Annotated in this window: 14 protein-coding genes; 9 read left to right on the top strand and 5 right to left on the bottom strand. The window is 41.8% G+C overall.

The genetic code is table 11. From position 1 onward, the window contains the following. Position 1 precedes the first annotated feature (1 nt). The 7 genes from bcp to LN995_RS00700 all read left to right on the top strand — a co-directional run bounded on the left by bcp (position 2) and on the right by LN995_RS00700 (position 5,415). A complete protein-coding gene (gene bcp / locus LN995_RS00730) occupies positions 2-454 on the top strand; it encodes a thioredoxin-dependent thiol peroxidase (protein ID WP_229957407.1) in 453 nt (150 codons plus the stop codon). 84 nt (positions 455-538) lie between these two features. Continuing rightward, positions 539-1,396, top strand: coding sequence for a transketolase (locus LN995_RS00725; RefSeq protein WP_229957406.1), 858 nt, complete (start codon positions 539-541; stop codon positions 1,394-1,396). 34 nt (positions 1,397-1,430) lie between these two features. Next, a complete protein-coding gene (locus LN995_RS00720) occupies positions 1,431-2,867 on the top strand; it encodes a vWA domain-containing protein (protein WP_229957405.1) in 1,437 nt (478 codons plus the stop codon). Further along, positions 2,867-3,826, top strand: coding sequence for a transketolase family protein (locus LN995_RS00715; protein WP_229957404.1), 960 nt, complete (start codon positions 2,867-2,869; stop codon positions 3,824-3,826). Before LN995_RS00720 ends, LN995_RS00715 begins: the two co-directional genes overlap by 1 nt. Positions 3,827-3,941: 115 nt before the next feature. Continuing rightward, complete coding sequence (locus LN995_RS00710) at positions 3,942-4,481, top strand: RNA polymerase sigma factor (protein WP_229957403.1); 540 nt, start codon at positions 3,942-3,944, stop codon at positions 4,479-4,481. A 44-nt stretch (positions 4,482-4,525) separates the two neighbouring features. After that, positions 4,526-4,966: a hypothetical protein gene (locus tag LN995_RS00705; RefSeq protein ID WP_229957402.1), complete on the top strand. Its 441-nt coding sequence runs from the start codon at positions 4,526-4,528 to the stop codon at positions 4,964-4,966. Between the two features lie 8 nt (positions 4,967-4,974). Beyond that, positions 4,975-5,415: a hypothetical protein gene (locus LN995_RS00700; protein ID WP_229957401.1), complete on the top strand. Its 441-nt coding sequence runs from the start codon at positions 4,975-4,977 to the stop codon at positions 5,413-5,415. A gap of 184 nt (positions 5,416-5,599) precedes the next feature. Here the strand turns inward: LN995_RS00700 and LN995_RS00695 are convergent, their stop codons facing one another. From LN995_RS00695 to LN995_RS00680, 4 genes are all read right to left on the bottom strand, one after another. Then, positions 5,600-7,396 (bottom strand): DUF885 domain-containing protein, encoded by a 1,797-nt coding sequence (locus LN995_RS00695; RefSeq protein WP_229957400.1) that lies wholly within the window; start codon positions 7,394-7,396, stop codon positions 5,600-5,602. A gap of 178 nt (positions 7,397-7,574) precedes the next feature. Beyond that, on the bottom strand, positions 7,575-8,294 hold the full coding sequence (gene pepE / locus LN995_RS00690) for a dipeptidase PepE (protein WP_229957399.1): 720 nt from the start codon (positions 8,292-8,294) through the stop codon (positions 7,575-7,577). Between the two features lie 115 nt (positions 8,295-8,409). Next, on the bottom strand, positions 8,410-8,667 hold the full coding sequence (locus LN995_RS00685) for a hypothetical protein (protein ID WP_229957398.1): 258 nt from the start codon (positions 8,665-8,667) through the stop codon (positions 8,410-8,412). A 90-nt stretch (positions 8,668-8,757) separates the two neighbouring features. After that, entirely contained in the window at positions 8,758-9,018 is a 261-nt protein-coding gene (locus LN995_RS00680) for a hypothetical protein (RefSeq protein ID WP_229957397.1), read from the bottom strand. A gap of 309 nt (positions 9,019-9,327) precedes the next feature. On the opposite strand from LN995_RS00680, the gene LN995_RS00675 reads away from it, so the two are divergent. After that, positions 9,328-10,395: an MBL fold metallo-hydrolase gene (locus tag LN995_RS00675; RefSeq protein WP_229957396.1), complete on the top strand. Its 1,068-nt coding sequence runs from the start codon at positions 9,328-9,330 to the stop codon at positions 10,393-10,395. A 474-nt stretch (positions 10,396-10,869) separates the two neighbouring features. Continuing rightward, complete coding sequence (locus LN995_RS00670; protein ID WP_229957395.1) at positions 10,870-11,277, top strand: GNAT family N-acetyltransferase; 408 nt, start codon at positions 10,870-10,872, stop codon at positions 11,275-11,277. A gap of 31 nt (positions 11,278-11,308) precedes the next feature. Here LN995_RS00670 and LN995_RS00665 read toward each other — a convergent pair whose 3' ends face one another. Beyond that, positions 11,309-12,856, bottom strand: coding sequence for a sensor histidine kinase (locus LN995_RS00665; protein ID WP_229957394.1), 1,548 nt, complete (start codon positions 12,854-12,856; stop codon positions 11,309-11,311). Between the last annotated feature and the right edge of the window lie 47 nt (positions 12,857-12,903).

Here is a 12,903-nt window from a genome sequence, read left to right as displayed (position 1 = left end):
AATGGAATTAAAAATTGGCGACCAAGCCCCGGATTTTGAAAGCAAAGACCAAAATAGTAATATTATTAAGTTGTCTGACTACAGAGGCAAAAAAGTAATATTATACTTCTACCCCAAAGACAATACTTCTGGCTGTACGGCACAGGCTTGCAACCTCCGCGATAACTATAGCGATATCAAACAAGAGGGTTATGAAGTAATTGGAGTGAGCACCGACGATGAGAAATCTCACCAGAAATTTATCAGCAAATATGAATTGCCTTTTACTCTTGTTGCTGACACAGACAAGAAAATTGTGGAGCAATATGGTGTATGGCAGGAGAAATCTATGTATGGCCGTAAGTATATGGGCACCATGCGTTATACGTTTGTGATTGATGAAAATGGTGTTATTCAGGACATCATTACAAAGGTAAAAACCAAAGAACACGCTGTACAAATACTGGGTAAATAACAGGCTCCGGTGCATTCAGCTAGGATATTATCATAATATTTGTATATTTGACAATTATAAATTCATAAACCTTAATTAAAAGAAGTGAATCCACACAACAAGAGTATCGATGAGCTAAAGCAGGTTGCGGCGCAGGTGCGGCGTGATATCGTGCGCATGGTGCATGCCGTTAACTCCGGACACCCAGGCGGTTCCTTAGGATGTACTGATTATTTTGTATCGCTGTATTTCCGTGCAATGAATTACAGTACAGACTTTGACATGAATGGCGTTGGTGAAGACCTATTCTTCCTGTCTAATGGTCACATTTCCCCTGTATTCTATAGCACCCTGGCGCGAGCAGGCTTCTTTGATGTGAAAGAGCTGGCCACATTCCGAAAAATCAATTCCAGAGTACAAGGTCACCCTGCAACAGAGGAAGGTTTACCTGGTATTCGTGTTGCTTCCGGCTCACTTGGCCAGGGTTTATCTGTGGCTATCGGAGCTGCTCAGGCCAAAAAGCTAAACAATGACGACAGCCTTGTTTATGTACTGATGGGAGACGGAGAACTTGAAGAGGGCCAGATTTGGGAAGCTACAATGTATGCCGCTGGTAAAAAAGTAGATAATCTTATTGCCACTATAGACAGAAACGGCCAGCAAATTGATGGCTCTACAGAAGAAGTAATGCCATTAGGAGATTTGAGAGCTAAGTTTGAAGCTTTCGGGTGGCATGTATTAGAAGCTGATGGTAATAACTTTGAGACTTTGCTACCTGCGCTGGATGAAGCCAAGGGAGCCACTGGTAAGGGTAAACCTGTTATGATATTAATGGATACCCAAATGGGATATGGCGTGGACTTTATGATGGGCTCTCATAAATGGCATGGCGTGGCTCCTAACGATGAACAGCTGAAAGTCGCACTTCAGCAACTGTCCGTAAATATAGCTGCTGATTATTAATATATTAGAACTATCTTTCAGTGTTCTTTAAATTATGGCTGAAAGTATAGTTTATTCAACAATCGTACAGGCAGCCATGACATACTGGCACAGAACGTTTGCTACACTTTGCTTTTTAGTGGCATTTTCAGTAACTGTACCTGTGCTTGCACAGGAAAAAAAACCACAGCAGACCACCCGCATTTTGTTTTTACTTGATGCCTCCGGTAGTATGCTGGCAAAGTGGGAAAGCAGTGACCGTATGGAGATTGCCAAAAGCTTGCTAGCTAACCTGGTTGATTCACTGCAGAGTTACGAAAAAGTAGAGGTCGCACTGCGGGTGTACGGCCATCAGTTTGGGCGTGAACGCAACGACTGCAAAGACACGAAGTTAGAAGTGCCCTTTGCAGCAAATAATGCTGAGCCGGTTAAGAAGAAACTGCTGCAGATTATGCCACGTGGCAATACTCCGATTACTTACTCGCTACAGCAGACGGCTGGCGACTTTCCGGAAGACAAACAGGCACGGAATGTAGTTATTTTGATTACAGATGGCTTAGAGTCTTGTGGTGGTGACCCTTGTGCTACCTCGCTGGCACTACAGAAAAAACGTATTTTTCTGCGCCCTTTTGTTATAGGCATAGGCATTGACCCCAAGTATGAACAGCAACTTAGCTGCATTGGTCAGTACTTTAATGCCGCAGATGTACAGACATTCCAGAATGTACTTTCTGAAATAGTAGCACAGGCCTTAACACCTACCTCTGTTTCAGTTGAGTTGGTGGATGAACAGGGCAAGCCAGTGGAGAGTAATGTAAACATGACATTTCTAAATGCACTTACCAATGCACCTGAGTACAACTATGTGCATTACTTGGATGCTCAGGGTAAGTCAGATGTGCTTGATGTGGATGCTTTGCTGTCTTATGATCTGGTAGTAAACACCACACCACCGGTTGTGGAGCCTAAGCTTCCTATTACCCCTGGTAAGCACAATGTCATTAAAGTTAAAGCACCACAAGGAGAACTACACTTGCGCCAGGATGGTCCATCGCCTTACGGACAGTTAATAGCTATTGTCCGGCAGCATGGCTCTGAAACGACCTTAACTGCACAGCAATTTGGCAGCAGGCACAAGTACCTAGCCGGAAAGTATGATTTAGAGATTTTAACTTTGCCTCGCATCTTTGAAAAAGGTGTTGAAATTAAACAAGGGCAGACAAATACGATTACTATACCACCTCCAGGTCAGTTGTCGGTGCCCTCACAAATACAGGGCTACGGCAGCGTTTACCTACTGGAGAATGAAGGTAATCAGCGTTGGGTAACGAACCTGCCTGAACAAAGCAATGGAGTAGTAATGGCACTGCAGCCAGGAAAGTACAGATTGGTTTACCGCATGAAAACAGCCCAGGCGAGTAAATTTACTGATGTGCAGGATTTTACCATCAGATCGGGCGCAACAACAACTGTAAAAATTTTCAATAGATAATGAAAGAATATACTTATACAGAGAAAAAAGACACACGTTCTGGTTTCGGGGCTGGCTTACTAGAGCTTGGCCGTACTAACCCTAATGTAGTAGCCCTTTGTGCTGACCTGGTAGGGTCACTTAAAATGGGAGATTTTATCAAAGAAAACCCTGATCGCTTTTTCCAGATAGGTATTGCAGAAGCCAATATGATGGGCATAGCTGCCGGATTAACTATCGGCGGCAAAATTCCTTTCACAGGTACTTTTGCTAACTTCTCTACAGGTCGTGTTTATGACCAAATCCGTCAGTCTATTGCCTACTCTGGCAAAAATGTAAAAATATGTGCTTCTCACGCAGGCCTTACTTTAGGTGAAGACGGCGCTACACACCAGATATTGGAAGATATCGGTTTGATGAAAATGCTTCCGCATATGACAGTTATTAACACATGCGACTATAACCAGACGAAGGCAGCTACTATTGCTATTGCTGACTACGAAGGTCCGGTTTACCTGCGCTTTGGCCGTCCTGTTATCCCTGTCTTTACTCCAGCCGATCAGGAATTTGTAGTGGGTAAAGCAGTTATGCTGAACGAAGGTACTGATGTAAGTATTTTTGCTACAGGCCACTTGGTTTGGAAGGCTATACTAGCAGGAAAAATACTAGAAGAAAAAGGTATCAGTGCAGAAATCATCAATATTCACACTATTAAGCCTTTAGATGAAGAAGCTATCTTAAAATCAGTAGCTAAAACTAAATGTGTAGTATCTTGCGAAGAGCATAACCGCCTTGGTGGTATGGGCGATAGCATTGCACAGTTACTCATTAAAAATACTCCACTCCCAATGGAATATGTAGCTGTAGACGACACCTTTGGTGAGTCAGGAACTCCTGACCAACTGATGGAGAAATATGGCCTGACAGAAAATGATATTGTTGCAGCAGCAGAGCGTGCCATTGCCAGAAAACAACAATAGAAAAGCAAGGTTTACGTTTGTTAGTAAAAAGAGAGGATGGAACTCCAGTTTGGTTTCATCCTCTCTTTTTTATTAATAAATTACACCGTGCTAAAGAATACCACTATCTGCCCCCGTGGAAGACAAAGAGCTTTTAGAAAAATTTGCCCACCCCGAAAGCCGTAATCTGGCTTTTAACCAGCTTGTCCGGAAGTACCAGCAGAAAGTGTACTGGCAAATTCGGAAAATGGTAATCGACCACGACGATGCCGACGATCTTACCCAGGAGGTTTTTTTTAAAGTGTGGAAGAACCTGGAAAACTTCCGCCAAGATGCCCAACTCTACACCTGGATCTACCGCATAGCCACCAATGAGTGTCTTAATTTTCTTTCCAGTAAAAGAAGAAAGTTTTTTCTTCCTTTAAATGATGTCGCGGCCGAATTAGCAGAAAAGATAGACTCTTCCCCTGACATTACCGGCGATGAGATACAACTGAAACTTCAAAAAGCCTTACTACGTCTGCCTGATAAGCAACGGCTCGTCTTTAATATGAAGTATTATGATGACATGAAGTATGAAGAAATTTCTGAGATATTAGGTACCTCTGTAGGTGCTTTAAAGGCATCGTATCACTTGGCAGTGAAAAAAATTGAAGAATTTATCAAGTACCATTAAACTATAAGTGTTTATTCTTATCTAATAGCTATAAGAGCGTTTGCATGATGAAAGAGGATTTTAAACTAAATGATATACCAAAACGCAATGTTTATAAGGTGCCTGAAAATTATTTCGACCGTTTACCGATGCGCGTAATGGAGCAAACTGCTGCCCAAGAAGAAGCTACTGTTAGTATAAACTCAGCAAAGTGGTGGCGACTAGGCAGAATAGCTATAGCTCCTTTAATGTTGCTCCTTTTATTTGTGTGTGTGTATTTCTATAACAATAACCGGGAAGCAGAACAAAAAGATACATTTGCCATTCAGCAGATTCCTGCACAGGACATAGTGGAGTATCTTGATACTTATGCCACATTAGAGGCAGCAGATTTTGAAAATTTATCTGTATCACATAAGGGACTTGCAGCGGAGTTCCTGAATGTTAGCCCTACTTCAGCAGAAGAAGAGTTAGAATATTACACGCTTGATGAATCAAATCTCTAAACTTTTATATGAACCAATTAACCCTTATTTTATTTCTTTTCTTTTCCACCCTTACTGGCTTATCGGTATTTGCTCAATCCGATAGCTCACATGAGAAAAGAGAGAATATTGCAAGTGCTAAAGTGGCTTTTTTAACTGATAAAATGGAACTTTCACAGGATCAGTCGCAAAAGTTCTGGCCAGTTTACAACGAGTTTGAAGCAAAACGTCGTGAAATAGTAAAAGCTTACCGTAGCCGGCACCGCCCTGACCTCGACACGATGAATAACCAAGAAGTTAAAGCCATGGTAGACAATTATTTTATAATGCGCGAAAAAGAGCTGGCCCTGGAGAAAGAATACGCTGCAAAATATCAGAAAGTAATTTCTGTAAAGCAGCTAGTAAAAATGTACCGGGGCGAGCGTGAGTTTACAAAACTCCTCTTAAAAAAGCTTGATGACAAAAAATAGGTGAGTATCAAATCAAAAAAGAGAAAAAGCCTGGACTACTTTACTTGTAGTCCAGGCTTTTTCTCTTTTTTGATGAGCAAATCTGTTATTACCCTTTAGTTTAAGCAGCAGTAAGCATTACCTTACCTTTTACAGGCAAGTATAAACTACAATATAAACAAAAGCATGTTACAATATGCTTCTGTTATTTTTGCTGCTCAATCCACTCATTCATATGATTCTCCAGCACGGCCAGCGGCATTACGCCACCTCTTAATATCTCATCATGAAAGGCACTGATGCTAAACTTAGTACCTAACTCTTGCTCTGCTTTATGCCGTAGCTCTTTGATTTTCATTTCACCTATCTTGTACGATAATGCCTGCCCTGGCAGAGCCATGTAACGTTCTATTTCGGCTGTAGCAGCTTCTTCACTTGTAAGCTCGTTCTCCAAAGAATACTGTATAGCCTGCTCTCTTGTCCAACCTTTAGCATGCATGCCTACATCTACTACTAAGCGAATAGCACGGTGCATTTCCTCACTCAGGCGGCCAAAGTACTGATACGGATTAGTATACAGCCCCAGTTCTTTGCCTAAACTCTCAGAATATAAAGCCCAGCCCTCTCCAAAAGCACCATACCAAGCGTACTGCCTAAAGCGAGGCAGCCCCTCCTGCTCCTGCTGCAGAGAGATCTGGTAATGGTGACCAGGTATAGCCTCATGCAAAAACAAAGACTCCATGCCCACAGCATTATATTTAGTGGCATCCAGAATAGGCACATAAAAAATGCCCGGGCGGGAACCATCCGGTGCGGGTGGATTATACTCAGCACTAGCCGAAGCTGCTCTAAAGGCTTCTGTCTGCCTTACCTCAAAAGCCGATTTAGGCTGCAGGCCGAAAAGCTCATTTAACTGTGGCTGCATCAGGTTATGAATGGCTGTAAAAGCGGCCAATATTTCTTCTGAGGTTTTGAAAGGTGTAAACTTTGGGTCTTCATTTACATACTTAAAAAAAGCTTGCAGATCACCTTTAAAGCCTACCTGCTCTTTTACTTTCTCCATTTCACTGCGGATGCGAGCTACTTCACTTTGCCCCGTTTCGAAAATCTGGTCAGGTGTAAGCGCTGTTGTTGTCCAATAGCGTACCATGTAGCGATAATTATCTTCACCGCCTGGCACACCACTTATGCCAGATGTACTACGGCTTTGCGGCAGGTACTCCTGTTGCATAAACTCATACAACTTCTGGTAAGTAGGTACCACCTGTTGTGTAATAGCTTTAGTGTAAGCCTGCGAAATACTATCTCTCTGTGAAGAAGTAAAGCCTTCCGGCATGTTTTTGACAGGTTCCCAGAATATACTTTTAGTAGGGTCTTTTACCACCATCGACTGCAGTTGTGGCAGCACCTTAAGTGTTAGTGCCCGGGGCAATACTACACCGACTGCCATGCCACGCTTCATGTTGGCTACAGCCGTGTCGCCCCAAACCTGAAAAGCCTGAATACGGCCCAGGAAATTTGTATAGTCTTCTGGCGTTTTAAAAGGTTGGTTACCAGCACCGGAACCTAATTGCGCCATGGTAATAGGTAAACTCCAGAACTGATTAACAGGCATTAATTCTGTTGGCTGTTCCAGCCCTTCCAACGACATCTGCATCTCATATTTAAAAATATCATAGCTTATTTGCTCCTGCCCTTCCAGCATCTCCCTGTCTACCTGATTGATCTGATCCAGGTATTTCTGGTAAAATGCTTTCTGTGTTTGCTTATGCTCCTGTGTAATGTCATTTGGCAGCTGGTCGTTGTAACGATTATCTGCTATTGCTGTAGCCTCTAACGGAAATAGTTGAAGCCGCTCTTCATAGTAACTCTCAAATATCTGACTTAAGTCCTGCGCAGACTGTACAATAGTAGTTTCCTTACTTTCTGTGGTACGCGTGCAACTGGTTCCTACACTTGCTACAGCCAGTAGTGCAGCAAAGGTCAAGTGGTGTTTTTTCATATATCTTTAACAGACGTTTAACATTTCTTCTCTAAAATATAGCTTTTTCAAATGAAACGGTAAAATATCTGTCTGATGATCAAAATACCAATAAGAGGAGAGACAGATTGCCTCTCCTCTTATTCGAGCTTATTTCCAGAAGTACAATGAATAAAGTCTGCTTTTGATTTATGTTCTTCTAAACAGCCTCCAAAAGAAAGTTTATATCATCCTCAGGTTTGAACTCCTGTGGTTTTTGACCTTGTAGAAACACACGTGCAGTCAGAGAGCCTTTCAAGGTTATTCTGTCTCCTGAAATATGTAACATACTTCCCTCACGCAAACCAACAACAGGCTGTGTATTATGTGTATGGAACTCTTTGATTCTGGTCTCACGTGTCTCACCCATGTGAGTGGAACCTGGCTCAGGGTCCTGGTAGTGCGGGTTTAAATTAAACGGCACCAGTTGCAGCGCCTCAAATGACTTGGGAAACACAATAGGCATGTCGTTGGTGGTACCTATTGTTTTGCCAGCTACATTAGAGCCTGCACTAGTACCCATATAAGGCGTACCTTGCTTTACACGCTCCTGCAATGGTTTTATAAGGTTGTTCTGGTAAAGCTGCCTTAACAGCAAAAAGGTATTACCACCTCCTATAAACACCGCTTCTGCCTCTTTTACAGCAGCCACCGGGTCTTTCGCTTCATGCACGCCCGTTACGCTAATTCCCCACTTTTCAAATGCTTCTCTAACCTTGGCTGTATAATCTTTATGTGATACACTATCCGGACGGGCATATGGAATAAACAAGAGGCGGCTTTTCCCTTGCAAAAGATTTTTGATTTCGCCTTCGGCATGCTCCAGATAACCTGTGCCGTGTGTAGTAGAAGTACTGATTAAAAGTATATTTCGGCTCATAATTCACTTATTTTCCCCAAAAATAGCAAAACAAGAGTAAACAAGATATTTGTCTTACAAATGTTAAACTTACAAACTGAAAGATGCTAATTAATTAAGAGGGACAAGTTGAGTTTTATTTATTAATGATGGACAGCTTCAGCTTGATTGTTTCGACGTAAGGATCCAGAGAGGTATAATTAGTAAGAGCACGCACAAGGCCGATACTCTTGAGGTCGTAGAGAAACCACACCTCCACATAATAATCATGTAGCCAATATAAATCTATTTTACACCACCCCCGGATGCGGTGATGCAGATAATGTCCCTGCTCCAACACTAACTCTGCCTGTTGATGCGGCGGCAACTGATTAAATTCATTAGCGCTTAACATAAAATTCGTTCTGCTCTTATCCAACAAAGTATTAAAAAAGGCTGCACAGGGCAGCCTTTGGTAGTTTAACGATAATATCCTGATTTAGGTCTAATTCAGGTGTAAAGTATATAGCTCAAACCGATTGGAGGAAAAACTCCAGTGTGATGAAGATGGATGAATTTCGATACCATCCTCATCCATTATGGTAATAGCAAACCCTTCACCTTGGTTTAGAGGCTCCGTGAAGTGCTTCACCGGGTACACCTTTCCTTCCTCAATCCATTCTTCCGGCTCAAAAGCAGGCATGGCCGCATCTATGCACTTTGCATAAACGGCCATATAGCTAGGGGGTACAAATAAGTTAACCATATCTAATAAACTTTTCAGAAAGATAAAAAATTCCTATTAATCAGAAAATGAACACATGTTAATTTCTGCCATCATTATAACTTTTTTAAGATACTAAAATTATACCTCACACCCAAGTAAAACCACAAACTATATTGACAACAACTATTACGGCTTCAATGTTTACATTATACCTATATAGCAATTAATAAATTATATTACGTATCATTTTTAGTTTAGATAATTATAAATGCATCACACAGCCTCTTTTACGTCTACTCCGTACCTTATACTTTAATCTGATTTTGTATTTGTACATTAAAAAAATTTATGGTGGCATCAGGAGACAAGCTTAGACTAAGTAATAAAGATTCGTTTTATGTAGCCCAGGGAGTGTGGGGACTGAAGACAATTCTGGTGAATTTATACTTTATAGAAGACAAAGATGGTTCATGGGTGCTGGTAGATACAGGTATGTATGGGCATGCGCATAAAATTATACAAATGGCAGAGGAAATCTTTGGAGAAAATACCAGGCCCAAGGCCATCATACTCACACATGGTCACTTCGACCACGTAGGGTCATTAAAAGTACTGGCAGAAGAATGGGATGTGCCTGTATACGCTCATTCGCTGGAGCTACCATATTTAACAGGCCAGTCGAGTTATCCTCCACCAGACCCTACTGTAGGACGTGGCGCGGTAGCTTACATGTCTTTTATGTATCCTAAAAAACCTATTAACATAAAGAACAGAATAGAACTACTACCACCTGATGGAAGTGTACCCGGCCTGCCAGGTTGGAGCTGGATACACACGCCAGGCCACACACACGGGCACGTCTCCTTTTACAGGGATGAAGACAAGACTCTTTTAGCAGGTGATGCTTTTATTACCCGACACGGAGAGTCAGCGGTGGCCGTAATGACCCAGAAACGAGAAGTACATGGCCCTCCTGCATACTATACTTCAGATTGGGTGGCTGCACATCACTCAGTAGAGAAGCTTGCTAATCTTTCCCCGGAAACAGCTGCCACCGGGCATGGTCTGCCAATGTATGGCAACGAACTACAAACGCAACTAGATACACTGGTGAAAGATTTCTGGCTGAAAGCTGTTCCGACACGTGGCCGCTACGTAAATGAGCCATCTGTAGCAGATGAGCAAGGCGTAGTTTCAGTTCCTGACAGCTCTTTCCCTAAAATATTAGCCGTAGCTGGCGCTCTAACAGTTGCAGGGCTGGCAGTTATAGCGTTAAATAAACGTAACACCAGCAACAAGAGCCATCCTAAGGGCACTCAACGGCCATTTTCACATAATCGGGTTGCAACTGGCATACCGCCAACCATTGACCCGGATCATGATGACCCGACAGAACACTCGAATAATTACCCTTGATAATAACCAGAGTAGCCGGATGAATCTCACCCGGCTACTCTGGCTTTAAAGTGTTTATACTTGCTAACTTATATGGTTAGCTCGCCGAAACCACTCTTTTTACCACCTCCATCTTGCTTGTTAACAGTAGCCCAAGCTCTTTTCTCGGCTTCATCCTTACTTACACCTCTTGTTTCATATCCTTCTTTAACGTGCTGTGCTTTACTTTTCTGCTTACCTGTGTAAGCCGATTTATCACCTTAGAACATGTAAAATGTTCAGGTAAGCCTGATAAGGCCCCTCAGCTTTATCCGAAGCGATCGTTCAAAAGGAGAATCATTTAGGCTGTTACATAGACTGGTGGCAACACAAAGAGTATCTTCTGCCTTCAGCTATCTCAAAAAGTACTACCTTTGTACTCTACTATACATATTTATGATCAGGTTAAGCAGGACATCCAGCCACGACAAAGACTTTATATATTTAACAAAGCTGTTGGATAAGGTTTTGTGGGATAGGTATGCTGATATACAGGCGCAGTATGAGCAGTTTAATAGTATTGAAAACATTCCCTCCGTTATAATTGCTTACCTGAATGGTGAAGCTGTTGGTTGCGGGAGCTTTAAAAAATTTGATAAGCAAACTGCTGAAATAAAACGTGTATTTGTAAAACCAGAGCACAGAGGCAAGGGTATTGCAGCTGCTTTGCTTGCAGACATTGAATGTTGGATGCACGAATCTGGATTCACAAAAGCTGTTTTAGAAACAGGTGACAGACTTCAGGAAGCTATAGGCCTCTACCGAAAGAAAGGATATGAAGTTATAGAAAATTACGGACCTTATGCTGAAATGGAACACAGTATTTGCATGAGTAAAGAACTGGCAGCAACTGCAAACAATTAGTCTACCATTGTGCGAAGGCTAAAGCAGATATTTAAATATCTTTCTTTCCTAAATTGAAGAATACCTGAAAGACAGCCCCTTTTCCTACCTCACTAGTAGCTTCTATTCTATCTCCAGTGTTGTCCAGCATTCTTTTAACGAGGTAAAGCCCTAACCCGGAGCCCTCGACATGTGTATGCATACGCTTGAACATAGAGAACATTTTCTTCTTTTGCGAGGTTTCAAAACCCAGCCCATTATCAGCAACAGACAGCATCAAGGTATCAGCATCGGGCATTTCCGTTTTAATAGTGACAACAGGGCTTAAACCAGGAGAAGAATATTTTAAGGCGTTAGAAAGTAAGTTATAAAGAATACTTCTGAAGTTTTTCCTCGAATACCGCAAAGTTTTAAAAGAAGCTATGTCTTTAATAATTTCCGCATTCTTTTCACGTATGGTTTCTTCCAGGCTTTCTTCAATTTCCTGCAGCGTTTCCTCTATGTTTACTTCTTCATTATTTAGGTGATTCTGCTGCTGCACTTTTGTTATTTCAGTCAGATCACGAATAACATTATTCAGCCTGCTGATTGAGCTATTCATGCGAGAGAAAACATCCTGATATTTAGAAGCCTCTGTACCTATTTCATCTTTCAGTAAGCGTACTAAACCCTCCAGGTTTGCAATTGGAGCCTTAAGGTCATGCGAAGCCGTATAAACAAAATTATCCAGGTCAGTATTTACTCTCAACAGCTCCCTGTTTTTTAGCATCAGTTCTTCGTTACGTCTCCGCTCAGATAAATCTTTAGTTATTTTAGTAAATCCAAAAAGCACATTATCTGAATCGAACAAAGGTGTGATAACAACATGTGCCCAAATGGCTGAACCGTCTTTCCGAATACGCCAGCCTTCGTCTTCAAAGCGGCCATTTGACACTGCTTTACGCAGTTCATACTCAGGATAAGCACTGTCAATGGCTTCGTTACTATATATCATTGAAAAATGCTTCCCAACAGCTTCTGATGCACTGTAACCTGTCAACCTTTCAGCACCTACATTCCAGGTAACAATATTTCCTTCGGGGCTGAGCATAAGGATAGCATAATCACGGACACTCTCAATTAACAATCTGGACCGCCGCTCATTTTCCTGCAACTCCAGGTTAGCCATAGCTAATTTGTCCTGTAACTTCTTACGCTCCGTCAGGTCATGGGTAATTTTAGAAAACCCAATAAATTCATTGTTATTATTAATAATGACAGTTATGATAACATTGGCCCAGAACAAAGTGCCATCTTTCCGTACTCTCCACCCTTCATCTTCATAGCGTCCTGTTTTTCTGGCCTGTTGCAGTTCGTACCCTGGATAATCTCTGGCTATATCTTCTTCAGTATAAAAAACAGAAAAATGTTTCCCAATAATGTCTGCTGGCTCATAGCCTTTTATTCTTTTAGCTCCATCATTCCAGGTAACTACCTTGCCCTCAGTATCCAGCATAAAAATAGCATAGTCACGTATGTTATCCACCAACAGTCGATATCTTTCTTCACTTTCATGCAGTAAAGACGAGGTGTCATCAAAAGCTCCAAAACTGCTATTCATAAGAAAGTTACTATAAATTTCATAGCTAAAATACTATCTAAACTAAA

This window comes from Pontibacter silvestris (assembly GCF_020907275.1).
GTDB lineage: Bacteria > Bacteroidota > Bacteroidia > Cytophagales > Hymenobacteraceae > Pontibacter > Pontibacter silvestris.
The sequence above is the reverse complement of the archived record's forward strand: the minus strand, read 5'-3'. Positions and strand labels throughout refer to the sequence as shown.

What these genes read in the sequence shown, in the direction of transcription:
- bcp (WP_229957407.1), top strand. Translation starts at nt 2, where the DNA reads ATGGAATTAAAAATTGGCGACCAAGCCCCGGATTTTGAAAGCAAAGAC.
- LN995_RS00720 (WP_229957405.1), top strand. Translation starts at nt 1,431, where the DNA reads ATGGCTGAAAGTATAGTTTATTCAACAATCGTACAGGCAGCCATGACA.
- LN995_RS00715 (WP_229957404.1), top strand. Translation starts at nt 2,867, where the DNA reads ATGAAAGAATATACTTATACAGAGAAAAAAGACACACGTTCTGGTTTC.
- LN995_RS00705 (WP_229957402.1), top strand. Translation starts at nt 4,526, where the DNA reads ATGATGAAAGAGGATTTTAAACTAAATGATATACCAAAACGCAATGTT.
- LN995_RS00700 (WP_229957401.1), top strand. Translation starts at nt 4,975, where the DNA reads ATGAACCAATTAACCCTTATTTTATTTCTTTTCTTTTCCACCCTTACT.
- LN995_RS00695 (WP_229957400.1), bottom strand. Translation starts at nt 7,396, where the DNA reads ATGAAAAAACACCACTTGACCTTTGCTGCACTACTGGCTGTAGCAAGT.
- pepE (WP_229957399.1), bottom strand. Translation starts at nt 8,294, where the DNA reads ATGAGCCGAAATATACTTTTAATCAGTACTTCTACTACACACGGCACA.
- LN995_RS00685 (WP_229957398.1), bottom strand. Translation starts at nt 8,667, where the DNA reads ATGTTAAGCGCTAATGAATTTAATCAGTTGCCGCCGCATCAACAGGCA.
- LN995_RS00680 (WP_229957397.1), bottom strand. Translation starts at nt 9,018, where the DNA reads ATGGTTAACTTATTTGTACCCCCTAGCTATATGGCCGTTTATGCAAAG.
- LN995_RS00675 (WP_229957396.1), top strand. Translation starts at nt 9,328, where the DNA reads ATGGTGGCATCAGGAGACAAGCTTAGACTAAGTAATAAAGATTCGTTT.
- LN995_RS00665 (WP_229957394.1), bottom strand. Translation starts at nt 12,856, where the DNA reads ATGAATAGCAGTTTTGGAGCTTTTGATGACACCTCGTCTTTACTGCAT.